Genomic DNA, 22894 nt, shown 5'->3' on the forward strand with positions numbered 1-22894 from the left:
TCAGCTCCCCGGCTTGCCCAGGGAGACGTCGCTGAACTCGGCGGCGTTCCAGTGGCACTCGAAGCGCAGGCCCTCGGGGCGCCAGTCGAAGGTGGGGCGCCCCTCGAAGGTCGCCACGGTCATGGTCTGGAGCACCCGCATCCCGAAGCCGCCGCGCCCCGTGGGCGCCTCGACGGGATGGGTCGCGTTCTCGTGCCAGCGGAACACGAAGTCGGGGCCCTCGACCGTGATCTCGACGCGCACCGTGCCGCCCTCGTCGCGCAGCGCGCCGTGCTTCACCGCGTTGGTCATCAATTCGTTGAGCGCCAGCACCACGGTCTGCGCCGCGGGGCCGTTCAGCGCGAACGGCTCGATGCGGACCTCGACGCGGCCGGCCTCCACCAGCGGGCCCAGCACCTCGTCCACGAGGTCCGAGAGCGCGACCGACCGCTCGCGCCCCGCGAAGGTCAGCGCGTTCACCGCCGCCAGCGCCTGCAGGCGGCCGCGGAACCCCTCCGACAGGGCGGCGACGTCGGTGGCGCCGCGGGCGGCCATGTTGAACATGCCCTGCACCAGCGCGAACACGTTCTTGAGCCGGTGCGCCATCTCGCGCGCCAGCATCTCCGAGGTGTCGCGCGCCCGGCGCAGGTCGGTGACGTCGTGGGCCAGGCCCACTAGCAGCGTGCGCTCGCCGGCGCGCACGGCGCGGAAGTGACTGTCGAGGCTGAGCGTCCGGCCGTCGGGGTGGTCGTACTGGAACTCGACGCGCACGGGCTCGCCGATCGCGCCCACGGCCTCTTCGATCGCCGCGCGGACCCGCGGCGCATCCGCCTCGGCCACGTTGCCCAGCGCCTCCTCGAGCGGCATCAGCGTGCCCGCCGGGCCCGTCCCGATGATCGAGGACATCGCCGTGTCGAGCTGGCACACGCCCGCGGCCGGATCGACCACGTAGCGTCCCATGCCGCCCACGGTGGACGCGAGCGAGACCCACTCCGCCTCGTCGACCAGCTGGGCGAGCGCATCCTGCTTGCCCGCGCCGAACGTCTCCATCGTCGTCATGCGTGACCTCGGACCTGGAACTGACCCTCGCCCTTCGCACGGCGGCCCGCCCGCGGGCAAGCGGGGGTTTCGCCGCGCCGCGATGGAGCATACCTTCGCCGCTTCGCCACGCGAGGCCGCCCATGCTCAAGCTCGACATCCTGTCCGACCCGATCTGCCCCTGGTGCTACATCGGCAAGGCCCACCTGTTCCGCGCCCTCGAGGCGCGCCCCGATCACCCCTTCGCGCTAGAGTGGCACCCGTTCCAGCTGAACCCCGACATGCCGCCCGAGGGCATGGACCGGCGTGCCTACCTCGAAGGGAAGTTCGGCGGGCGCGAGGGCGCGGTGCGCGCCTACGCCCCCGTGGCCGAGGCCGCGGAAAAGGCCGGACTGTCGCTGAACCTCGACGGCATGGCGCGCACGCCCAGCACCCTCGACGCCCACCGCCTGATCCACTGGGCCGGGCTGGAGGGACGCCAGACGCCCGTGGTGCAGGCGCTGTTCGCCGCCTACTTCGAGGCCGGACGCGACATCGGCGACCATGGCGTGCTGCTCGACGTGGCCGAGGGTTGCGGCATGGACCGCGCGATGACGGAACGCCTGCTCGCCTCGGACGCCGACGCCGAGGACATCCGGGGCCGCGACGCCCACGCCCGCGCGCGCGGCGTGACCGGCGTGCCGACCTTCGTGATCGCCAGCCAGGCCGTGGTGGTGGGCGCGCAGCCCCCCGAGAGCTGGGAGGGCATCATCGACGACCTCCAGCGGCAGCTCGCCGAGCAGGGCGTCCGGGACGACGCGGACCCGTCATGACCGCCCTCACGGACGCGCCCGCGCGCCGGTTGCCGATGCCGGAGTTCGTGGCGCTGATGGCGATGCTTGCCGCCACCATCGCCTTCTCGATCGACGCCATGCTGCCCGCCCTGCCCGCCATGGCGGCGGAGCTGTCGCCCGGTGCCCCGAACGCCGTGGGCCTCGTGGTGTCGGGCTTCGTGCTCGGCATGGGCGGGGGCACGCTGTTCGCCGGTCCCCTCTCGGACGCCTGGGGGCGGCGCGCGGTGATGCTGGGGGGCGCGGCCCTTTACTGCCTCGGCGCGGCGCTGGCCACGGTGGCGCCCACGCTCGAGGGCGTGGTCGCGGCGCGGGTGCTGCAGGGCCTCGGCGCGGCCGGCCCGCGCGTGGCCGCGATGGCCATGATCCGCGACCTCTACGCCGGGCGCGGCATGGCGCGGGTGGCCTCGTTCGTGATGATGACCTTCACGCTGGTGCCCGCCATCGCGCCCTCCATCGGCGCCGGCATCGCCGCCCTCGCGGGCTGGCGCGGCGTGTTCTGGTCCTTCGTGTTGTTCTCGGCGCTCTCCAGCCTCTGGCTCGCCCTGCGCCAGCCCGAGACGCTCGCGCCCGCGCGGAGGCGCTCCTTGCGGGTCGGCCCGCAGATGGCGGCGGCGCGCGAGGTGGTGTCGCTGCCGAACGTGCGCCGGGCCGTGGCCGCGCAGTGCGTGGTGTTCTCGGTGCTCTTCGCGACCATCATGTCGGTGCAGCCGATCTACGAGACGACCTTCGGGCGCGCCGACGAGTTCCCGCTTTGGTTCGGCGCCGTGGCGCTGGTGTCGGGCAGCGCCTCGTTCCTGAACGCCAAGCTGGTGGAGCGGCTGGGCATGCTGTGGCTGCTGCGCCGGGCGCTGGCGGCGCACCTCGCGCTCAGCCTCGTCGTGCTGGCCCTCTGGCACCTCGGCCCCGAGGCGGGGCGCTTCCCGCTGTTCCTCCTGTGGCAGGTGGGCTCGTTCGCGCTGGCCGGGCTGACCATCGGTAACCTCAATGCCATCGCCATGGAGCCGCTGGGCCACGTGGCGGGCACGGCCTCCTCGATCGTCAGCGCCGTGGCCACCCTCGGGGCGATCGTGCTGGCGACGCCGATCGGGCTGATGTTCGACGGCACGCCCCTGCCCCTCGTGGCAGGCGTGGCGCTGCTCCTGGCGGTGGGATCCTGGCTGGCGGCGGGCCTGCGGGAGTAGCTCGTCAGCCGTTCTCGCCGGGCCGCCCGCCGCGGCGGTGGGGGTGCACCTCCTCGTCCGGCTCGTCCTCGGGTAGCAGCAGGTTCGCCGCGTAGCCGTGGATCACGATCGAAGCCACGATGGTGACGGCCGCGATGCGCCACACGGCGTCGATCGACACGAAGTCGGCGTGGGTCTGGGCGTAGGCGATGTAGAACACCGAGCCCATGCCGCGGATGCCGAAGAACGCCACCTTGCGCTTGCCCTTCAGCCCGCCCCCGAGGCCGACCAGCGCCACGAGCCCCGCGGCGGGCCGGATCAGCAGCACGAGCGCCAAGGCGAAGGCCACCTCCTGCCAGCGCAGCCCGGCCAGCGCGCCGCCGCCGATGAACGTGCCGAGCCACAGCAGCAGCACCGCGAGCAGGATCGCCTCGAGCTGCTCGGCGCCGTGGTGGGCGAACCGCTCGTAGCCCTCGTCCTCGGTGCCGCGGGTGCGCGAGCGGCCCGAGCGCATGGCGACGAACACGGCCAGGAAGCCGTAGCCGTCCACCGCCTCGGCCGCGCCGTAGCTCAGCATGGTGGAGGCCAGGATCACCACCACCGCGTTCCACGCCCCCGTGGAGGCGTCGCCCCAGCGCGACAGGATCGCCCAGGACAGGCCTCGCCCCACGAGGAAGCCGACGCCCACGCCCGCCGCGACGCGGTAGAGCAGGTCGAACCACATCCAGTCCCACAGCCACGCCTCGGAGCCGAGCATGGCACCCGTGCCGAGGGCCGCGGCATGGACGGCGAAGTAAACGAACGGAAAGGCCAGCCCGTCGTTCAGCCCCGCTTCGGCGGTGAGCGCGACCTCCATCGGCTCCTCGCGCTGGCCGGGCGGCGAGACCTGAACGGAGCGGGCCAGGACCGGGTCCGTGGGCGCGAGCGCGGCAGCCAGCAGCAGCGCGCCCGGCAGGGTCAGCCCCAGCCAGGCGTGGCCGAGGAAGGCCACCGCCGCCATGGTGAGCGGCATCGTCACCAGCAGCAGCCGCCACGTCGGGTTCCAGGAGCGCCACGATTCCACGGTGTCGATGGCCAGCCCCGCGCCGGCCAGGGAGATGATCACGATCAGCTCCGAGGCGTGCTCGATCACCTTGGCCTGCAGCCCGCCCGCCACTGGGTCGATGCGGATCACCGCGATGCCGCCGAACAGTGTTCCGGCCAGCACGTAGAACAGGGGCAGGTTGAACCAGCGGCGGCTGCCCAGCGCGGGTTGAAGGGTCAGCGCGAAGAGGGCGAGACCGACCACGAGGTAGATGGCGTCCCGCGCATCGAGCGTCGCAAGCATCGGCCCCTCCCCGGTCGGGGCCTCAACCCCCCGCCGCGGCGGCGGTTCCCCCCTGCGCCACGCGCGCGAGATCGCGGGCGATGGCGAAGGCGCCCTTCACGCGCTCGCCCTCGGTCTCGGCGGCGGCCTTGATAACGATGCGGTCGCCTTTGACCTGCGCCGCCCCCTTCCAAGACTTCAGGTAGTCCACCAGCCCCGCGGGGTCGGCGAAGCGGTTGCCGTGGAACTCAACCGTGGCGCCCTTGGCGCCGACGTTCAGCTTCTCGATGCCCGCGCGCTTGCACATGGCCTTAATGCGCACGACGCGCAGCAGGACGTTCACCTCGCGGGGGAGCGGGCCGAAGCGGTCGATCAGCTCGGCGGCGAAGCCCTCCAGGTCCACCTTGCGCTCCAGCCCCGACAGGCGCCGGTAGAGGCCGAGGCGCACGTCGAGGTCGGGCACGTAGTCCTCGGGGATCAGGACGGGGACGCCGAGGGCGATCTGCGGCGACCACTCGTCGCTCAGCGCGTCCGCCAGCCCAGCGTCGCCCGCCTTCAGCTTGCGGATCGTCTCCTCCAGCATCGAGTTGTAGAGCTCGTGCCCGACCTCGTTCTGGCCCGACTGCTCCTCGCCCACGATGTTGCCGCCGCCCCGGATGTCGAGGTCCTGGGAGGCGATGTTGAAGCCCGCGCCCAGCGCGTCGATCGAGCCCAGCGCGCGCAGGCGCTTCTCGGCCGCGGGCGTCAGCTTCGCGCGGGGCTTGGTGGTGAGGTAGGCGTAGGCACGCGTCTTCGACCGCCCCACCCGGCCCCGGATCTGGTAGAGCTGGGCCAGCCCGAACATGTCGGCGCGCCAGATCACCATGGTGTTGGCGGTGGGGATGTCGATGCCGCTCTCGATGATCGTGGTGGACAGGAGCACGTCGTACTTGCCGTCGTAGAAGGCGTTCATGCGCTCGTCGAGCTCGCCCGCGGCGAGCTGCCCGTGGGCGATCACGAAGCTGACCTCGGGCACCTGCGCCTCCAGGAAGGCCTGCATCTCGCTCAGGTCGCTGATCTTCGGGACCACCACGAAGCTCTGGCCGCCGCGGTAGTGCTCGCGCAGGAGGGCCTCGCGGATGGTGACGCCGTCGAACTCCGAGACGTAGGTGCGGATCGCGAGGCGGTCCACGGGCGGCGTGCCGATCACGCTGAGGTCGCGCACGCCCGTGAGCGACATCTGGAGGGTGCGCGGGATCGGCGTGGCCGAGAGGGTCAGCACGTGGACGTCGGAGCGCATCTCCTTGAGGCGCTCCTTGTGGCCCACGCCGAAGCGCTGCTCCTCGTCGATCACGAGGAGGCCGAGGTCGTGGAACTGCACCGACTTGGCCAGCAGCGCGTGGGTGCCGATGGCGATGTCGACGGTGCCCTCCCGGATGCCCGCCCGCGTCTCGGCGGCCTGCTTCGCGGACACGAAGCGCGAGAGCTGGCGCACCACGAGGGGGAAGCCGCGGAAGCGGTCGGCGAAGCTCTTGGCGTGCTGGCGGGCGAGCAGCGTGGTGGGCGCGATCACGGCCACCTGCTTGCCGGAGGTGGCGGCGATGAAGGCGGCGCGCATGGCGACCTCGGTCTTGCCGAAGCCCACGTCGCCCACCACGAGCCGGTCCATGGGCTGGCCCGAGCGCAGGCCCTCGCGCACGTCCTCGATGGCTTGGAGCTGGTCATCGGTCTCCTCGTAGGGGAAGCGCGCCTCGAAAGCGGACCACATGTCGGCGGGCGCCTCGAGGATGGGCGCGCGGCGCAGGGCGCGCTCGGCGGCGATGCGCATGAGGCGGTCGGCGACCTGGCGGATGCGCTCCTTGAGCTTGGCCTTGCGCGCCTGCCACGCGCCGCCGCCGAGCCGGTCGAGCAGCCCCTCCTCGTGGCCGTAGCGGCTGAGCAGCTCCACGTTCTCCACGGGCAGGAACAGGCGGTCGCCGCCGGCGTACTCCAGCGCCAGGCACTCGTGCGGCGCGCCCGCCGCCTCGATGGTCTCGAGCCCCAGGAAGCGGCCGACGCCGTGATCCACGTGGACCACGAGGTCGCCCACCGACAGCCCCTGCGCCTCGGTCAGGAAATTCTCGGCGCGGCGCTTGCGCTTGCGGCCGCGGATCAGCCGCTCGCCCAGCACGTCCTGCTCGGAGATGACCGTAAGACGGGACTTCCCGAGCGGCCCCTCGAAGCCCCGCTCCAACGGCCAGACCGCGAGGCCCAGCTCGCCCTTGGCGACGTCGTCGGCGCGTCGCACGGGCTTCATGCCCGCGACGCCCTGGTCGTCGAGCAGGCCCTCCAGCCGCTCGCGCGCGCCGCCCGAGTAGGAGGCGATGACGACGGCGCCCTCGGCGCGGCGGGCGGCGATGTGCTCGGCCAGCGCGCCGAACAGCGAGACGTCCTCGCGCTGGCGCTCGGGCGCGAAGGAGCGGCCCACCCGACCGCCGAGATCCACCACGCCCGGCCCCGGGGCCGCGGCGAAGGGCGAGAGGTGCAGCGTGCGGCGCTTCGCCAGCGCGGCCTCGAAGGCCTCGGGCGAGAGGTACAGCCCCTGGGGCGGCGCGGGCTTGTAGACGCTGTCCACGCGGGCGCGCGAGCGCAGCGCCTCGCGCCGGTTCTCGTACATGTCCACGATCTGCGTCCAGCGCTCGGCCTGCTGGGCCAGCGCACCGTCGTCGAGCACGAAGGCGGCATCGGGCAGGTAGTCGGGCAGCGTCTCCAGCGTCTCGTGGAAGAAGCTGAGCCAGTGCTCCGCCCCTTGCGCCTTGCGGCCCGCGCTGACCGCCTCGTAGAGCGGATCGTCGGTGCCGGCGGCGCCGAACTCGATGCGGTAGGCCTGCCGGAACCGCGTGATCGCAGGGCCGTCGAGCAGCACCTCGGAGACGGGCGCCAGCTCGATCGCGTCGAGCTGCTCGGTGGTGCGCTGGGTGGCGGCGTCGAAGCGGCGCAGCCCGTCCAGCGTGTCGCCGAAGAGGTCGAGCCGGACGGGCGCGGGCTGGCCGGGCGGCCAGATGTCGATGATGCCGCCGCGGGGGCTCCAGTCGCCCGGCTCGGTGACCGTCGGCGTCTGCGTGAAGCCCATGCGCACGAGGAAGCTACGCAGCGCGTCCTCGTCGATGCGCTGGTTCAGCCGGGCCGCGAAGCCCGCGCCCTTCAGGGTCGCGCGCGCCGGCACCCGCTGGGCGACCGCGTTCAGCGTGGTGAGGATGACGAGCTTGCCGCCCAGCCCGTGGGCCAGCGCGGTGAGCGTGGCCATGCGCTCGGCCGAGATGTCGGCGGCGGGGCTGACGCGGTCGTAGGGCAGGCAGTCCCAGGCCGGCAGGCGCAGCGTCGTAGTGCCGGGGGCGAAGAAGCGCAGCGCGGCGGCCATGGCTTCCATGCGCTTGTCGTCGCGCGCCACGTGGACCACGGGGTGCCCGCGCTCCAGCTCGCGCAGCACGGCGCGGGCGTCGAAGCCCTCGGGGGCGCCGCCGGCGCGGATGTGGCCCGCGGGCAGCGGCACGGTGGCGAGGTCGGAGGGGGCGTCATCCATGGGGGCGGAGGTATCCGCAGGGGGCACGGTGTCAACCGCGCGCGCTGCCCCCGCCCCTCAGCCGCCGAGCACGTTCGCGTTCACGTTGGTCCACATGCCCCACATCGAGGTCACGAAGATCGACACCACCCCGATCCCCTGCACCACCCGCCGGTGCCCGAGCATCAGGCCCGGAAGGAGCGGCGGCGGCACGGTGGCGACCCGGCGCGCGGTGCGCAGGTTGAGCCAGCCCACGAGCGACATGGGCAGCAGCAGGAGGAACACCGCCTGCGCGAACTCCACCCGGTAGAGGAAGCCGAGCAGCGCCAGCGCGGTGAGGACGAAGAAGGTGAAGCCGGTCATCAGAAGCCCCGACACGGCGGCCACGTGGATCAGCCGGCGGGCGTGGATCGTGCCGAGCTGGTGCGCGTCCGCCAGCGCGGCGCGGTCGCCCTTGGCGGCGCGGCGCACGAGGTCGAGCGGCACGCCCACCACCCAGTAGGACGCGGTGGACCACATCACGGCCAGCGCGATCCAGAACCAGAGGTTCGAGAACGACCGCATGTCGATGACCTCGAAGGCCGTCTCGATGAAGAAGAAATCCAAGGGGCCTCCCGCGCTCCGGGCGGGGTTGTCGCGGAGAGCACGGGCGGGAGCAAGTGGGGCGGTTGAAGGCGCGCGCGGGCCGTGCGAGCCACGGGCGCGAATGTGACCGGAGCGCATCATGGCCCCCTTCCCCGCCGCCCGCCCGCGCCGCCTGCGCCGCACCCCCGCCATGCGGGCGCTCGTGCGCGAGACGCGGCTCTCGGCCGACGACCTGATCTGGCCGCTGTTCGTGCGCGACGGCGAGGGCGTGCTCGAGGAGGTGCCGTCCATGCCCGGCGTGGTGCGCCGCTCCGTGGACCGGATCGTGGAGGCGGTGGAGGGCGCGCGGGCGCTCGGGATCCGCGCCGTGTGCCTGTTCCCCTACACGGACGCCGCGCTAAAGACCGACGGGTGCGAGGAGGCGTGGAACCCGGACAACCTCTCGAACCGCGCCACGCGGGCGATCAAGGCCGCCTGCCCGGACGTGCTGGTGATGACCGACGTGGCGCTCGATCCCTACAACGCGCGGGGCCACGACGGCATCGTGCGGGGGGGCGAGGTGGTCAACGACGAGAGCGTGGAAGCGCTCGTGAGACAGGCCCTTGCGCAGGCCGAGGCGGGGGCGGACGTCCTGGGGCCGTCGGACATGATGGACGGGCGGGTGGCGGCGATCCGGGGGGCGCTGGAAGCCGAGGGATATCAGCACGTTGCGATCATGAGCTACGCGGCGAAGTTCGCGAGCGGGTTCTACGGGCCGTTCCGGGACGCGGTGGGGGCGGCGGGCGCGCTCACGGGCGACAAGAAGACCTACCAGATCGACCCGATGAACGGGGACGAGGCCATGCGTATGATTTCGCGGGATATTTCCGAGGGCGCGGACATGGTGATGGTGAAGCCGGGGATGCCGTATCTCGATCTGTGCCGGCGGGCGAAGGCGGAATTCAACATCCCCGTGTTCGCCTACCAGGTGTCGGGCGAGTACGCGATGATCCGGGCGGCGGCGCAGCACGGGTGGATCGACGGGGAAAAGGTTATGATGGAGGCACTTGGAGCCTTCAAACGGGCCGGGTGCGACGGCGTGCTGACCTACTTCGCGCCCGAGGCGGCGGGGCTGCTGGCCCGGGGCTGGGAGTAGCGCCCGAGGGGGGGCGCCCCCCGTGCACCCCCCGTGCGCCCCCCGTGCAGACGCGCGGCCTCCCCCTGTTCACGCCCCGTTAACCGCGCGCGCCGAGAACCGCTCCGGATCGGAGGACGGCGATGGCGACGACGAAGCGCGAGCGGAACCACCTGAACGAGATGCTGGAGATCCTGTGGAGGTTCGAGTGGGACATGCACTCGAAGATCACCCGCGAGGAGCGGTTCCCCAAGGAGTGGACCGAGATCTGGCGCCGGCGCTCGGCGCGCAAGCGGCGGGTGACGATCCGCGTGGACGAGGACGTCCTGCGCTTCTTCCGCTCCATGGGCGACGGGTACGGGCCGCGCATGAACGGGGTGCTGCGCAGCTTCATGCTCTGCCGGCTCGGGGGTCTGATCGAGAACGAGGACCTGCTGGAGCGCTACCGCGAGGACTGGATGGACAAGCCCCGCCCGCGCGACGGCAAGGAGATCGAGGAGATGTACGGGAAGATACGGCGCACGTACAAGGCGGGGAGCGGGGAGGTGCCGGAGGAGTGGAAGTTCGAGTGAGGGGGTGGTGAGCGGTGGGGCGGACAGCCGACCTTCGCCGCAGGAGTGAGCCATCCAAGCTGTCAGGTAAGAAGCAGACATTCAGACCACGCCGAACTCGGACTTGGCGCTGCACCGCCGCAAGGCGGCTTTGAGCTGTATGCGGACCCTGAGACGCCCAAGGCAGAAGTGAATCGCCGCACGATCTGCATTTTCGCGGACGACCAGTAGAAGACAATCGCTTGCTGCCGGTTGTCGCTGAATTGACTCGTCGCGGCACTGGCATCGTCAAACAGCGGTGCGCTGGTATAAAAAAGGCAACAGCGCCAGTTGTGAAGGCTCCAAGCCCTCGGTAGCAGTACCAGAAAATAGCGAATCGCAGAGCACTATGACCTTCAATTTTACTATTCCCACCCTGGGTGAAGCTCTCGCAGTAAGGTTCGACCCAGGCGAGACTGTCATATTCGTCGGCGCGAACGGTGGCGGAAAAACGCGTCTCACAGTTCATATCGAAAATAAACTGGAAGATGCGGCACACCGCGTGTCCGCACATCGTGCACTCTCGATGAACCCTGAGGTTCAAAAAATCAGCGAAAGGCAAGCGCTCTCCGGGTTGCGATTTGGATACACCGGCAACGCGTCAAACAATGCTACCGTGCAATATAGGCACGGCCACAGGTGGGGCAGTAAAGATGCGACCCATCTGCTGAATGATTTCGATTTTCTCATCCAAGCGCTTTTTGCCGATCAGTCTAACACCTCTTTGAAAGCCTATCATCGGCATAAGCCGGGCGCAGATCAAAGCGAAGACAGCTTCGAAATTACCAAGTTCGACAAGCTTCTCGAAATCTGGAACCGCCTTCTTCCTCATCGTCAACTTCACATCTCCGGGGATAACATCACAGTTTCAGCCGGCGGCGTTGGTGAAGCCTACCCCGCCTCCGATATGAGTGATGGGGAGAGAGCAATCTTCTACATGATAGGTCAAGCACTGGTTGCAGCGGAAGGAACAGTCTTGATCGTCGATGAACCAGAGCTTCACGTTCATCGTTCGATAATGGCGAAGCTATGGGACGAAATAGAGGCCACTCGGAGGGATTGTGGATTTATATATATTACTCACGACCTTGATTTCGCAGCTGCACGATCAGCAAAAAAGTATGTCATTCGAGATTTTACACCTCAGCCCCACTGGGTGATTGAAGAGATTCCGGAGAACACCGGATTTCCAGAGGAGCTGGTCACACTCATTCTGGGCAGCAGGCGCCCCATCCTTTTTGTCGAGGGCACGCATGATAGCCTTGACTACGCAATATACCGCGCATGCTATCCAGAATGGACAGTTGTTCCAAAGTCTTCTTGCTCCGAAGTCATCCATTCAGTGGTTTCAATGCGTGCGAATGCAAGTCTGACCCGGGTAACATGTTCTGGTATCGTGGATGGCGATGACTACAGCGATGAGGATGTAGCTTATTTCGAAGATTTGGGAATTAAGGTCATTCCTGTATCGGAGATCGAGAACCTTATAGCTCTTCCAGTGGTTTGCTCCGCGATTGCCAAATCTGACGGCTTCACTGGGACTGACTTGCAAAAGAAGCTCGATGATGTTTCCAGCGGAATATTCGGCTTACTCGATAGCGATGAAAAGATTGACAAGGTGGTCGCCCGTCATTGTCAAAGGCGTATTGATCGCATGCTGAAGAAGCTCGATTTCTCAGGCTCCACATCAAGTGAAGAGCTAATTCATGATTACAATACTCGCACCGCAAATTTGGATGTTTCTGAGGTCGTAGAAGCTCGAACACGAGAAATAAAGGCCGCTATAGAGCAGAAAGATTTGACGGCACTTCTGCGCTATTACGACAACAAAAAAGGAATCACCGCAACTTTGGCGTCAGTTTTAAAAGGGACCAGGAGGGAAAACTTTGAATCGTGGGTTATCAGGGTTCTTGCGGCAAATAGCTCAAGCGGCATAGCAAACGCTGTGAAGAGTGTTCTTCCAGCGATCGAGCCTCGGTAGCTCGAGTCCGTTCTTTCCGCACACCTGACCTCCGACGGCACCCGCAGGACGCATGCGCAGCGAAAGTCCGGTTCGACGGGCCGCGCCGCCGCATACCCGGTATCGCTTCAACGGCAGCTCTGGGCCGTCCGCTTCCCCCTACCCCGGCACCAGCACCGTCACCCCCACGGCCCCGGCCCGCGCCAGCTCCGGGTCCAGCGTCATCGGGATGTACTCGCCCCGGCGCCACAGGACGCCCAGGTCGTCGTAGTGGCGCGACAGGAAGTGGCCGGACTGGCCCGTCGAGCTGATGAAGACCGAGGATTCGGGGTCGGCGAAGTCGTAGACGCCGCGGTAGGCCGCCGCATGCACGTTCGCGAAGGGGTCGGGGCCGGTGCCCGCCGTGCGGCCGCGCTGGAGGGTGTTGTCGCCGCCCGAGGAGCTCTGGCGGATGTTCACGAGGCCGCCGAGGAACGGGGTCTCGCCCAGGACGGGGTGGTCGTGGCGGGCCTCGTGGGCGTCGCCCCAGCGCCAGCCCTCGACCCGGGCGCCGAAGCGCTCGGCGAGGTCCTGGAGGGCATCGTCGAGGGCGAGGCGGGCGATGGCGGTGCAGGTCTCCTGCGCGGTGGACTGGATCACGTCGCACCAGGCCGAGGCGCCGTCGATGTCGCGGTAGACGCGCTCGATGAAGAGGGGCTCGAGGGCGGTGTACTCGGCGGCCAATGGGCCGAGGTCGTCGCGCAGGAGGCGGTCCTGCAGGGCGCGCATCCAGGCGGCGTAGATGAGCGGCTCGGGCAGGTGCTCGCTCATCTCGCCGTTCCAGGCGGCGAGGAGGTCGAGGGCGACCTGGCGGCGGCGCTCGGGGGTTCCTTCCGCGGCGGCCTCGCCGGTGAACCACAGGTCGCGTCCCACGAGGGGCAGGAGCGCGCGGGCGGCGGGGCTGACGGTGTCGAGCTGGGCGTCCACGAGGCTCTGGCGGGTGTGGATCTCGCGCTGCTGCATGAGCGCCTCCATGCGCAGGACGCGCTGGCTGTCGCCCCAGTGGAAGGTGATGTGGTCCGGGAAGGGCGCGTCGAGCAGCTTGTTGTTGGTGTTGCCGAGGAGGCCGCCCTCGGGGTCGACCCAGCGGGGGTTGGCGTCGGCGGGTTTCAGGCCGCGCCAGGTGTTGGCGTCGATCCAGCCGGGCGCGGGGATGCGGCCCTCGGACTGGTGGGCGGGGTCGCGGTCGGGCTGGCGGCCCATCACGGTCATGGCGATGCGCCGGCCGTCGGCGACGGCGAGGTTGAAGGCGGGGGCCACGGCGTGGGCGGCGGCGTCGAGGGCGTCCTCGAGGCTTTGCGCGCGCATGAGGCCGAGGGCGGCGCGCAGCGAGGTGTCCTCCTCGGACAGCGCGGTCCAGGACAGGGCGGCGACGTGGCCGGGGGGCGTGACGGCGCCAACGTCGAACTGGGCCGGGGTCAGCACGGGGCCGTTGCGGGTGCGGCGGAGCGTGAGCGTGACGGGAGCCTCGTCCGCGATGCGCAGGATGGAGCGCTCGGTCTCGAAGGGCTCGAAGCCGTCCGGGGTGCGGTAGCGGGCGGCGTCGTCGGGGTCGAGCTGCTCGATCAGGATGTCCTGGTCGTCGAGGTAGGTGGAGGTGAGGCCCCAGCCGAGGCGCTCGGTGCGGCCGAGCATGATCGTGGGAATGCCGGGGACCGTGGCGCCGATCACGCCGCCGGTCTCGAGCTCGAGGCGCGCGAGGTAGAAGATCGAGGGGGCGGTGAGGCCGAGGTGCGGGTCGTTGGCCAGGAGCGCGCCCCCGGAGGCGGAGCGGTCGCCGGCCACGGCGAAGCTGTTCGAGGCGCCCGCCAGCCCGCGCGGGGCCAGGGGCCAGAGTGCGGGGCGCGGGGCGGCGGCCCACTGGCGGGGGGCGTCCAGCGTGGGGAACATGTCGCGCATGCCCGCCAGCACCACGGTGCCGTCGCCGGGGATCTCGGGGTGGAGGTCGCGCAGGCGCTCGGGGGACAGGGCGAGCGAGGCGCGGGCGCGCAGGGTCTCCTCGGCGGCGGCGCCGGTGAGCTGGAGCGCCATGAGCTTGGCGATGGCGATCGAGTCGGCGGGCTGCCACGGGGCGACCTCGGGCGGGAACAGGAAGTACTCGGGCGCGCCCCGCCCCTCGGCGTCCTCGTTCACGGAGCGGATGCGCGCGTTCACGCCGGCGGCGTAGGCCTCGAGCATGGCGGCGGTCTCGGGGTCCTGCGCCTCGGCGGACAGGCGCGCGGCGCGGTAGAGGCCGAGGCGGCGCAGGAGCTCGTCGGTGCGCAGGGTGCGCTGCCCGAACACCTCGGACAGGCGGCCCTGCGCGGTGCGGCGCAGCAGCGTCATCTGCCAGAGGCGGTCCTGCGCGTGGGCGTAGCCGATGCCGAAGAACACGTCCGCGTCGCTCTCGCCGAAGACGTGGGGGATCGCGTGGAGGTCGCGCACGATCTCGGTGCGGCCCTCCAGCCCCGAGACCACGAGGGTGCGCTCGTAATCGGGGAGGCTGCGCGAGGCGAGCCACAGCAGCGTCGCCAGCGCGGCGCCCGCCACGATCAGTCCCACCACCACGATGCGGAAGGTCCAGCGGAACAGTCGCTCCATGCCTATCGTCCCCGTTGCCTCGCCTCGATCCGGGCGGTCTAACGGGCGCGGACACGAAGGCAAAGAGGGAGGCCGTCATGGCAGCGTGCGCGTTTCTGGGACTTGGCGTGATGGGCGGGCCGATGGCCGGGCATCTGGCGAAGGCGGGGCACGCGGTGACGGTGTACAACCGCACCGCCGCGAAGGCCGAAGGCTGGGCCGCCGAGCACGGCGGCGCCCATGCCGCCACGCCCCGCGAGGCGGCGGCGGGTGCCGCCTTCGTGATGGCCTGCGTGGGCAACGACGACGACCTGCGGGGCGTCTGCCTCGGGGACGACGGGGCCTTCGCGGGCATGGAGCGGGGCGCCATCTTCGTGGACCACACCACGGTCAGCGCCGAGGTGACGCGCGAGCTGGCCACGGAAGCGGAGGCGCTCGGCATCGCATACGTGGACGCCCCCGTCTCGGGCGGTCAGGCGGGCGCCGAGAACGGGCAGCTCGTGGTGATGTGCGGCGGGGCCGAGGACGCCTATGCGGCCGCCGAGCCGGTGATCGCGGCCTACGCCAAGGCCTGCCGGCGCATGGGGGACGTGGGCGCGGGGCAGCTCACGAAGATGGTGAACCAGATCTGCATCGCCGGGCTCCTGCAGGGCCTGAGCGAGGGCATGGCCTTCGCCAAGGCCGCCGGGCTGGACGGCGAGGCGGTGGTCGAGGTGATCCAGGGCGGCGCGGCTGGCTCGTGGCAGATGGTGAACCGGCACAAGACCATGCTCGCGGGCGAGTACGAGCACGGCTTCGCGGTGGACTGGATGCGCAAGGACCTCGGGATCTGCCTGCGCGAGGCCGAGAACGTGGGCGCTCCCCTGCCCGGCACGGCGCTGGTGGACCAGTTCTACAAGGACGTGCAGGCGATGGGCGGGGGACGGTGGGACACGTCCAGCCTGATGGCGCGGCTGGAGAAGTTGCGGGAGGGGTGAGCGGCCGTCCGGCCGAAGGCCGGCGGTCGGTCCAGTGGACCGATCGGGCCGCGAACGCGGGCGCACCAGCGCCCGCGCTGGGGCGCTGGCGGAGCATGAGGACAACAGCGCGGCCGTCGGTCGGAGCGCCCTGCTCACGAGCCTGCTGGCGGATGTGAGACCGAGGCCCCGGCGCGGAGGGCGGGGCGTGGCTCGCCTCGTCCGGGCCGTCACGCCCCGGGCCTGACCGGGGGCCTCTGGCCAGCGCTTGCATATTCGTGGCGAAGCGGAGTGCGGGCGGATGGCATGGACCCCGGCGCAGGGCCGTGGCGTGACGCCCCCTCCCCTACCCCCGCCGCGGGTGGAGCGTGACGGGCGTGTCCATCGGCACCCGGGCGTAGAGGTCCATCATCTGGTCGTTCACCAGCCGCGCGCAGCCGTTCGACACGGCGGTGCCGATGGTGTGCGGCTCGTGGGTGCCGTGGATGCGCAGGAAGGTGTCGCCGCGCCCCGGCGCGAAGAGATAGAGCGCCGCCGCCCCGAGCGGGTTGTCGAGCGCACCGGGCAGGCCCACGCCCTCGTAGGGGCCGTAGAGCTCGGGCTCGCGCTCGATCATGCCGGGGGTGGGCATCCACGACGGCAGGGTCTTCTTGGCGCCCACGTAGAAGCGGCCCGCCTCGTAGAGCCCCGGCTTGCCCACGCCCACGAAGTAGCGGATCGCGGTGCCGTCCGCCTGCGTCCAGTAGAGGCGGAAGCTGTCGGGAAAGACGTGGACCTCGCCCGGCGGCAGGGCCGTGTCGAGGCGCACGCGCCGGGGCAGCATCTCGGCCGGCACGTCGTAGCGCGGCACGGTGACCTGCGCGCGGGCGGCGGTGGCGGACAGAGCGGCGGCGGCCGTCAGGGCGAAGCGGCGTCGGGTGAGCATCGGTGCGGTCTCCCTCGGTGGTGTGCGGGGGGAAAGCGCATGGGCGGGGGGAAGGGTTTCGCGCCCCGGGCGCACGAGGGTGTGAGGGGGCTTTGCGGTGCGCGGGGCCGATGCGCGTCGCGGCGCAGTCCTTCGTCCCGTCCGGCGGCCCCGCCGGTGCGGGGCCGCGCGCTGGCCGGGCAAAGGTCCGCCGGACCTCTGACTGTTCGGCTAGCGCCCGCGGATGCGGGGGTCCAGCGCGTCGCGCAGGCCGTCGCCCACGTAGTTGATCGACAGCACCACGAGGCTGATGGCGAGGCCCGGCCAGACCGCGCGCATGGGGTAGAGCTGCAGGTAGGCCACGCCGTCGTTCAGGAGGCGGCCCCAGGTGGGGAAGTCGGGCGGGAAGCCAAGGCCGAGGAAGCTCAGGGTCGACTCGGTGATGATGGCCGTCGCGATGCCCAGGGTCGCCGAGACCATAATTGGCGAGAGCACGTTGGGCAGCATGTGGCGCGAGATCACGCGGCGCGCGGGCGTGCCGATGGAGCGGGCGGCGAGCACGAACTCGCGCTCCTTGAGTGCAAGCACGTCGCCGCGCACGATGCGCGCGGTCTGCATCCAGGAGGTGATGCCGATGGCGGAAACCATGAGGATGAAGATGCCCGCCTCGATGCCGAAGGCGCCGGCGAGGGGCTCGCGGAACAGGACGACCATGACGAGGAGGAGCGGCAGGATCGGCAGGGCGAGGAACAGGTCCGTGAGGCGCATGAGCGCGCCGTCGAGGGCCTTGAAGTAGCCGGCGAGCACGCCGAGGAACGTGCCCACCAGCATCGACAGGGCCATGGCCGTGAGGCCCACGGCGAGGCTGATGCGCCCGCCCATCATCATGCGCGCGAAGATGTCGCGGCCGAGCTGGTCGGTGCCCATGGGGTGCGCGAGCGAGCTGCCCTGGTTGCGGCCGCGGATGTCCGTGCCGGTGGGGTCGAGCGGCCAGAGGAACGGGCCGAACACCACCACGGCGCAGATGGCGAGGAACACCCCCGCCCCGATCAGCGCTCCCTTGTGGGTGCGGAACTGGTCCCACACGTCGCGCCACTGGGAGCGGGCGCCGGGGTCGACGGGCACGGACATGATCTCGGGGCCGGGCTCGTGCGAGGCGACGACGACGCGGGCGTCCCCGCCCGGCGGCGGCAGGGGATCGGTGGCGTGGGGGTCAGTCATAGCGGATCCGCGGGTCGAGGACGCCGTAGAGCAGGTCGGCGATCAAGTTCGAGACCACGATCAGCACGGCGAAGATGAACGACAGGGTCTGCACCATGGGCCAGTCGTTGGCCTGCAGCGCGGTGATCAGGAGCTGGCCGATGCCGTTCACCTTGAAGATCTGCTCGGTGATGATGGCGCCCGAGAAGATGGCCGGCACGTACAGTGCGATCACGGTGACGACCGGCAGGAGCGAGTTGCGCAGGACGTGCACGAGGATCACGCGGCTCTCCACGAGGCCCTTGGCGCGGGCCGTGCGCACGTAGTCCTGGTTGAGGTTGTCGAGCACGGAGGCGCGCATGAAGCGGCTCAGCTGCGAGGTGATCTGGAGGGCCAGCACCATCACCGGCAGCACCATCTGGCGGACCTGCACGAGGAAGCTGTCCCAGTCGTCGACCACGTGGCGGGTGTCGTAGATGGTCGGGAACCAGCCGAGCTGCACCGAGAAGATGATGATGACGAGGACGCCCGAGAAGAAGGGCGGCACCGAGAAGCCCACCATGGTGATGAACGTGCCCGCCTGGTCGAACAGCGAGTACTGGCGGTAGGCCGAGTAGATGCCGATCGGCACGGCGATCAGGATGGCGACCACGTAGGAGGTGCCGACAACCCAGAGGGTCTGGGGGATACGCTCGGCGATGGCGGTGAAGACGGGCGCGCGGTTCTGCCAGGAGATGATACGCAGCTCGCCGGCCGCGAACTGCGTGCCGAACAGGGCGTCCACGACGTTGAGGGGCTCGACCCAGAAGAACTGGCGGATCCAGAGCATGAAGCGCACGGGCGCCGGCTCGCCGAGGCCGAGGGCCTGGCGCATCTGCTCCTTGACCTCGGAAGGAACGGTCAGGGGCACGTTGGCCATGGGATCGCCCGGCGCCAGCTCCAGCAGGAAGAAGATCGCGGCGGCGATGATCAGCAGCGTGGGGACCGCGAAGGCGAGGCGGCGGAAGGTGTAGGTCAGCACGGGCACGCGTCCCGGGGGGCCGCGGGCGCGGAGGCCGTGAGGGGAGTGGGCGCGGAGGGCATCGGCATGTCCGGTCTGGTGGAGGCGGGGCGCGCGTGCGCCCTGCCCCGGTGTCGGGTGCGGCGGGCCCGGAGGCCCGCCGCGCGCGGGGTCACTCGCCCTGGCGGTACCAGTCGGCGATGTTCCACAGCTCCGAGTCCCACACGTTCAGCTTCACGCCGCCGAGCGAGTTGGCGTGGGCCGAGAGGCGGCCGCGGTGCACGAGGGGGATCATGCCGCCGTTGAGCACGATCATGTCATTGAGCTCCTTGGCGATGCGCTGGCGCTCCGCGGTGTCGGCGGTGCGCGACAGCTCGTTCCACAGGGCGTCGTACTCCTCCATGCAGAAGCGCGAGATGTTCTCGCCCTGCCACTGGGTGTCCGGCGTCGGCGCCTTGTCGCACAGGCCGTTGGCGAGATACGCCTGCGGGTCGGTGCCGTTGAAGGTGTTCGCGTACATCTCCAGGTCGGCGTAGAACTTCTGGAACGTGTCCGGGCTGCCGGCGTCGCCGCCGAAGAACACCGAGGAGTTCACGTTGCGAAGCTCGGTCGCGATGCCGATCTCCTCGAACCACTCCTTGATGAGCGCCTGGAAGTCCTGGCGCACGGCGTTGGTCGAGGTCTGGTAGAGGACGCGCAGCTCCACGCCGTCCTTCTCGCGCACGCCGTCGCCGTTGGAGTCGACCCAGCCGGCCTCCTCGAGCATGGCCTTGGCGCCCTCGAGGTCCTGCGTGGAGCAGTCGATCGAGGTCGAGGCGTAGGCCTCGGGGGCGGGCACCCAGTTGCAGCCGACCTTGCCGGCCTGGCCGTAGCCGACCTCGACCAGGAGCGGGCGGTCGATCGCCATCGACATCGCCTTGTAGACGGCCGGGTCCTGCAGGAACGGGTGCGGACGGACGACCGAGCGCTCCTCGGGGGGCAGCGACGGGTCGGGGTTGGTCCAGTTGAGCATGATGCGCTCGACCAGCGGGCCGAAGCCGGCCACGGGCACGCCCATGCCGCCCGCCTCCATCTGCGCGATCACGTCGGGCGCCAGCTGCAGGTTCCAGGCGTAGTCGAACTCGCCGGTCTGCATGACCGCGCGGCCAGCCGCGTCGGCGTCGCCGCCGCCCTTGAAGTTCACGGAGGCGAAGGCCGGCTTGCCCTCCTCGCGGTAGTTCTCGTTCGCCTCGAAGGCGATCACGTCGTTGGTGCGGAACTCGGTGACCACGAAGGGCCCGGTGCCGATCGGGTTGAAGTTCTGCTCGGTGCAGGTCGAGGCCGCGGCGCCCTTGCACTGCTCGAACTGCGCCTTCTGCAGGATCGGGCTCTCGCCGCCGGTGAAGGCGGTGTAGGGATAGGGCGTCGGCTCCTTGAAGTTCACCACCACGGTGAAGTCGTCGGGCGTCTCGACCGACTCGACGCTCTCGAACTTGGTGATCTGCGCGCAGCCGCCCTCGGGGTCGGTGCAGTACTCGTAGGTGAACTTCACGTCCGCGGAGGTGAAGGGCGTGCCGTCCGACCAGGTGACGTCGTCGCGCAGCTTCCAGGTGATCGAGGTGAGGTCCTCGGCCACGCCGCCGTTGTCGACCGTCGGGATCTCGGTGACGAGCCACGGCTGGATGGTGCCGGTCTCGTCGAAGCGCGCCAGGGGCTCGAGCACGAGCGAGGCAGACTCCACGTCCTTGGTTCCGCCCGACAGGAACGGGTTCAGCGTGGACGGCGCTTGCCAGTAGATGATGTTGACCTGGCCGTCGCGGCCGCGCTCGCCTTCGTGGGCATCGGCGAAGGCCGAGGCCGGCACGCAGGCCGCGGCCGTCGCCAGAAGGGCGTGGGTGAGTCTCATTTGGTGTCTCCTTGTTGGGTGCTCGGCACAGGTTCCCGTGCCTCGGTCGCGCTCTGCGGCGCGTTTTCCGCGTTCTCGGGCGCGGTATGGGTGACCCCGGGCGCGCCCTGGGGCGCGTGCTCGGGGTCGTGGAGGTGGCAGGCGACGAAGCGCCCGGGCTGCACCTCGCGGAAGGCCGGGTCGATGCGGCGGCAGACCGCCATCACCTTCGGGCAGCGGGTCGAGAAGTTGCACCCCTCGGGCGGGTTCGCGGGGCTGGGCACGTCGCCCTGGAGCACGATGCGCTCGCGCTTGGTGCCCGCCAGCATCGGGTCCGGCTCGGGGACGGCCGACAGGAGCGCCTGGGTGTAGGGGTGCAGCGGCTCGGCGTAGAGCGCGTCGCGCGGCGCCAGCTCGGCCACCTTGCCGAGGTACATCACGGCGACCCGGTCGGCGATGTGGCGCACCATCGACAGATCGTGGGAGATGAAGAGGTAGGTGAGGCCCAGCTCGTCCTGCAGCTCCTCCAGGAGGTTCACCACCTGGGCCTGGATAGAGACGTCGAGCGCGGCGATGGGCTCGTCGCAGACGATGAACTTCGGGTTCAGCGCCAGCGCGCGGGCGATGCCGATGCGCTGGCGCTGCCCTCCCGAGAACTCGTGGGGGTAGCGCGCGGCGAAGGCGGGGTTGAGGCCGACGCGGTCCATGAGGTGCAGCACGCGCTCGCGGCGCTGCTTCTTGGACTGCTTCGTGTGCTCGCGCAGCGGCTCGCCGATGATCTCGGCCACGGTCATGCGGGGGTTGAGGGACGCCTGCGGGTCCTGGAACACCATCTGCATGGTGGGGCGCATCCGGCGGAGGCTCGACTGCGAGCTGTGGCCGATCTCGCGCCCGTCGATGGTGATCTCGCCGCCGGTGATGTCGTAGAGGCGCAGGATGGCGCGGCCGGCGGTGGACTTGCCGCACCCGCTCTCGCCCACCAGCCCCAGCGTCTCGCCCTCGCGGATGCTCAGGGTGATGCCGTCCACCGCCTTCACCGCGCCCACCTGCCGGCGCAGGAGGCCGGCGTGTATGGGGAAGTGCATCTTCAGGTCGCGGACCTCGACCAGCGTGCGGTCCTTCACCACGTTCATGCCGCCGCCCCCTCGCGGCCGGTGTGGGCGATGGGGTGGAAGCAGGCCACGTCGTGGCGCGGGGCGACGATCTCGCGGGCGGGGTTCTCGCGGTCGCAGCGCTCGAAGCGCAGCGGGCAGCGGTCGCGGAACGGGCAGGCCTCGGGGAAGTCGCCGAGTATGGGGGGCTGGCCCTCGATCACCTGCAGCTTGGGCTGCCGCTCGCCGGTGACGGAGGGAATCGTCTTGAGGAGCGCGCGGGTGTAGGGGTGGCGCGGGTCGCGGAAGAGCGAGCGCACGGGCGCCTTCTCGACCACCTGCCCGCCGTACATCACCAGCACGCGGTCGGCGATCTGGGCCACGACCCCGAGGTCGTGGGTGATCCAGACGATCGACATGCCCAGCTCGTCGCGCAGCTTGTGCACCAGCTCCAGGATCTGGGCCTGGATGGTGACGTCGAGCGCGGTGGTCGGCTCGTCGGCGATCAGCACCTTGGGGTCGCAGGCGAGGGCGATGGCGATCATCACCCGCTGGCGCATGCCGCCCGAGAACTGGTGGGGGTAGTCGTCGAGGCGCTGGCGGGCGCCGGGGATGCCCACCAGCTCCAGCAGCTCCACGGCGCGCTCGCGGGCCTGGCGCTTCGAGGCGCCCAGGTGCCGGCGGATCGGCTCCATGATCTGGAAGCCCACGGTGAACACGGGGTTGAGCGAGGTCATCGGGTCCTGGAACACGAAGCCCACCTCGCCGCCGCGCACCTCGCGAAGGCGCTTCGGCGAGGCCTTGAGGAGGTCCTCGCCCTCGAGCAGCACCTCGCCTGCCTCGATCCGCGCGGGCGGCATGGGCAGGAGGCCGATGAGCGACATCATGGTGACGGACTTGCCGGAGCCGCTCTCGCCCACAACGCCGAGCAACTCGCCGCGTTTCACGTCGAAGCTGACGTCGTTCACGGCATAGACCGAACCCTCACGGGTCGAGAAGGCCGTGCGCAGGCCCCTGACCTCCAGCACGGCGGGCGCGCCTTCCGGCATCCGCGGCTCCCTGTCCTTCGGGCCGCCGAGTGGCGCGGCCCGCGTCCGTGCCGCATCTTGCGCGTGCGGCGTTGCAGGAACGCTAGCAGAGGCGCGCAGCGGCGCAAGCCCTCGCCGGCGCAAGGGCGCGGCCCGCCTTGACCGGAC

At 70.3% G+C, this 22894-nt stretch carries 17 protein-coding genes; 6 read left to right on the plus strand and 11 right to left on the minus strand.

Features of this window, described 5'->3' with window-relative positions:
* Positions 1-1038 (minus strand): sensor histidine kinase, encoded by a 1038-nt coding sequence (locus K3554_RS14635; protein ID WP_259941549.1) that lies wholly within the window; start codon positions 1036-1038, stop codon positions 1-3.
* A 122-nt stretch (positions 1039-1160) separates the two neighbouring features.
* Here K3554_RS14635 and K3554_RS14640 point away from each other — a divergent pair, with 122 nt between their 5' ends.
* Positions 1161-1829, plus strand: a complete 669-nt coding sequence (locus K3554_RS14640; RefSeq protein ID WP_259941551.1) for a DsbA family oxidoreductase — start codon at positions 1161-1163, stop codon at positions 1827-1829.
* Positions 1826-3031 (plus strand): MFS transporter, encoded by a 1206-nt coding sequence (locus K3554_RS14645; protein ID WP_259941552.1) that lies wholly within the window; start codon positions 1826-1828, stop codon positions 3029-3031. Before K3554_RS14640 ends, K3554_RS14645 begins: the two co-directional genes overlap by 4 nt.
* Positions 3032-3035: 4 nt before the next feature.
* Here the strand turns inward: K3554_RS14645 and K3554_RS14650 are convergent, their stop codons facing one another.
* From K3554_RS14650 to K3554_RS14660, 3 genes are read right to left on the minus strand one after another with little or no spacing between them, the layout of a single operon-like run.
* Positions 3036-4337: a cation:proton antiporter gene (locus tag K3554_RS14650; protein WP_259941553.1), complete on the minus strand. Its 1302-nt coding sequence runs from the start codon at positions 4335-4337 to the stop codon at positions 3036-3038.
* 22 nt (positions 4338-4359) lie between these two features.
* Positions 4360-7857, minus strand: coding sequence for a transcription-repair coupling factor (mfd, locus tag K3554_RS14655; protein WP_259941556.1), 3498 nt, complete (start codon positions 7855-7857; stop codon positions 4360-4362).
* 57 nt (positions 7858-7914) lie between these two features.
* Positions 7915-8442: a component of SufBCD complex gene (locus K3554_RS14660; protein ID WP_259941560.1), complete on the minus strand. Its 528-nt coding sequence runs from the start codon at positions 8440-8442 to the stop codon at positions 7915-7917.
* Between the two features lie 118 nt (positions 8443-8560).
* On the opposite strand from K3554_RS14660, the gene hemB reads away from it, so the two are divergent.
* The 3 genes from hemB (at position 8561) to K3554_RS14675 (ending at position 12106) form a co-directional block, all read left to right on the plus strand.
* Positions 8561-9556 (plus strand): porphobilinogen synthase, encoded by a 996-nt coding sequence (gene hemB / locus K3554_RS14665; RefSeq protein WP_259941564.1) that lies wholly within the window; start codon positions 8561-8563, stop codon positions 9554-9556.
* A 122-nt stretch (positions 9557-9678) separates the two neighbouring features.
* Complete coding sequence (locus tag K3554_RS14670; RefSeq protein WP_259941567.1) at positions 9679-10107, plus strand: BrnA antitoxin family protein; 429 nt, start codon at positions 9679-9681, stop codon at positions 10105-10107.
* Positions 10108-10384: 277 nt separating this feature from the next.
* Positions 10385-12106, plus strand: a complete 1722-nt coding sequence (locus K3554_RS14675; RefSeq protein WP_259941570.1) for an ATP-binding protein — start codon at positions 10385-10387, stop codon at positions 12104-12106.
* A 138-nt stretch (positions 12107-12244) separates the two neighbouring features.
* Here K3554_RS14675 and K3554_RS14680 read toward each other — a convergent pair whose 3' ends face one another.
* The gene (locus K3554_RS14680; protein ID WP_259941572.1) at positions 12245-14704 is read right to left on the minus strand and encodes a penicillin acylase family protein; all 2460 of its coding nucleotides are present in this window, start codon (positions 14702-14704) and stop codon (positions 12245-12247) included.
* Positions 14705-14781: 77 nt separating this feature from the next.
* Between K3554_RS14680 and K3554_RS14685 the strand changes: the two genes are divergently transcribed.
* Positions 14782-15660, plus strand: coding sequence for an NAD(P)-dependent oxidoreductase (locus K3554_RS14685; protein WP_259941573.1), 879 nt, complete (start codon positions 14782-14784; stop codon positions 15658-15660).
* A gap of 325 nt (positions 15661-15985) precedes the next feature.
* Here the strand turns inward: K3554_RS14685 and K3554_RS14690 are convergent, their stop codons facing one another.
* The 6 genes from K3554_RS14690 to K3554_RS14715 form a co-directional block, all read right to left on the minus strand.
* A complete protein-coding gene (locus tag K3554_RS14690; protein ID WP_259941574.1) occupies positions 15986-16564 on the minus strand; it encodes a L,D-transpeptidase in 579 nt (192 codons plus the stop codon).
* A 210-nt stretch (positions 16565-16774) separates the two neighbouring features.
* A complete protein-coding gene (locus K3554_RS14695; RefSeq protein ID WP_259945970.1) occupies positions 16775-17674 on the minus strand; it encodes an ABC transporter permease in 900 nt (299 codons plus the stop codon).
* 82 nt (positions 17675-17756) lie between these two features.
* The gene (locus tag K3554_RS14700; protein ID WP_259941576.1) at positions 17757-18764 is read right to left on the minus strand and encodes an ABC transporter permease; all 1008 of its coding nucleotides are present in this window, start codon (positions 18762-18764) and stop codon (positions 17757-17759) included.
* A gap of 151 nt (positions 18765-18915) precedes the next feature.
* Positions 18916-20628 carry a peptide ABC transporter substrate-binding protein gene (locus K3554_RS14705; RefSeq protein ID WP_259941579.1) on the minus strand — a complete coding sequence of 571 codons (1713 nt, stop codon included), beginning with the start codon at positions 20626-20628 and terminating at the stop codon, positions 18916-18918.
* A complete protein-coding gene (locus K3554_RS14710; RefSeq protein WP_311200339.1) occupies positions 20625-21740 on the minus strand; it encodes an ABC transporter ATP-binding protein in 1116 nt (371 codons plus the stop codon). The genes K3554_RS14705 and K3554_RS14710 overlap by 4 nt, the downstream gene beginning before the upstream one ends.
* Complete coding sequence (locus K3554_RS14715) at positions 21737-22747, minus strand: ABC transporter ATP-binding protein (RefSeq protein ID WP_259941580.1); 1011 nt, start codon at positions 22745-22747, stop codon at positions 21737-21739. The genes K3554_RS14710 and K3554_RS14715 overlap by 4 nt, the downstream gene beginning before the upstream one ends.
* Between the last annotated feature and the right edge of the window lie 147 nt (positions 22748-22894).

Origin of the sequence: Jannaschia sp. W003 (assembly GCF_025144335.1) — a bacterium.
Taxonomy (GTDB): Bacteria; Pseudomonadota; Alphaproteobacteria; order Rhodobacterales; family Rhodobacteraceae; genus Jannaschia.

Coding starts and splice junctions, on each gene's coding strand:
- K3554_RS14635 (WP_259941549.1), bottom strand. CDS start 1,038: ATGACGACGATGGAGACGTTCGGCGCGGGCAAGCAGGATGCGCTCGCC.
- K3554_RS14640 (WP_259941551.1), top strand. CDS start 1,161: ATGCTCAAGCTCGACATCCTGTCCGACCCGATCTGCCCCTGGTGCTAC.
- K3554_RS14645 (WP_259941552.1), top strand. CDS start 1,826: ATGACCGCCCTCACGGACGCGCCCGCGCGCCGGTTGCCGATGCCGGAG.
- K3554_RS14650 (WP_259941553.1), bottom strand. CDS start 4,337: ATGCTTGCGACGCTCGATGCGCGGGACGCCATCTACCTCGTGGTCGGT.
- mfd (WP_259941556.1), bottom strand. CDS start 7,857: ATGGATGACGCCCCCTCCGACCTCGCCACCGTGCCGCTGCCCGCGGGC.
- hemB (WP_259941564.1), top strand. CDS start 8,561: ATGGCCCCCTTCCCCGCCGCCCGCCCGCGCCGCCTGCGCCGCACCCCC.
- K3554_RS14670 (WP_259941567.1), top strand. CDS start 9,679: ATGGCGACGACGAAGCGCGAGCGGAACCACCTGAACGAGATGCTGGAG.
- K3554_RS14680 (WP_259941572.1), bottom strand. CDS start 14,704: ATGGAGCGACTGTTCCGCTGGACCTTCCGCATCGTGGTGGTGGGACTG.
- K3554_RS14685 (WP_259941573.1), top strand. CDS start 14,782: ATGGCAGCGTGCGCGTTTCTGGGACTTGGCGTGATGGGCGGGCCGATG.
- K3554_RS14690 (WP_259941574.1), bottom strand. CDS start 16,564: ATGCTCACCCGACGCCGCTTCGCCCTGACGGCCGCCGCCGCTCTGTCC.
- K3554_RS14695 (WP_259945970.1), bottom strand. CDS start 17,674: ATGTCCGTGCCCGTCGACCCCGGCGCCCGCTCCCAGTGGCGCGACGTG.
- K3554_RS14705 (WP_259941579.1), bottom strand. CDS start 20,628: ATGAGACTCACCCACGCCCTTCTGGCGACGGCCGCGGCCTGCGTGCCG.
- K3554_RS14710 (WP_311200339.1), bottom strand. CDS start 21,740: ATGAACGTGGTGAAGGACCGCACGCTGGTCGAGGTCCGCGACCTGAAG.
- K3554_RS14715 (WP_259941580.1), bottom strand. CDS start 22,747: ATGCCGGAAGGCGCGCCCGCCGTGCTGGAGGTCAGGGGCCTGCGCACG.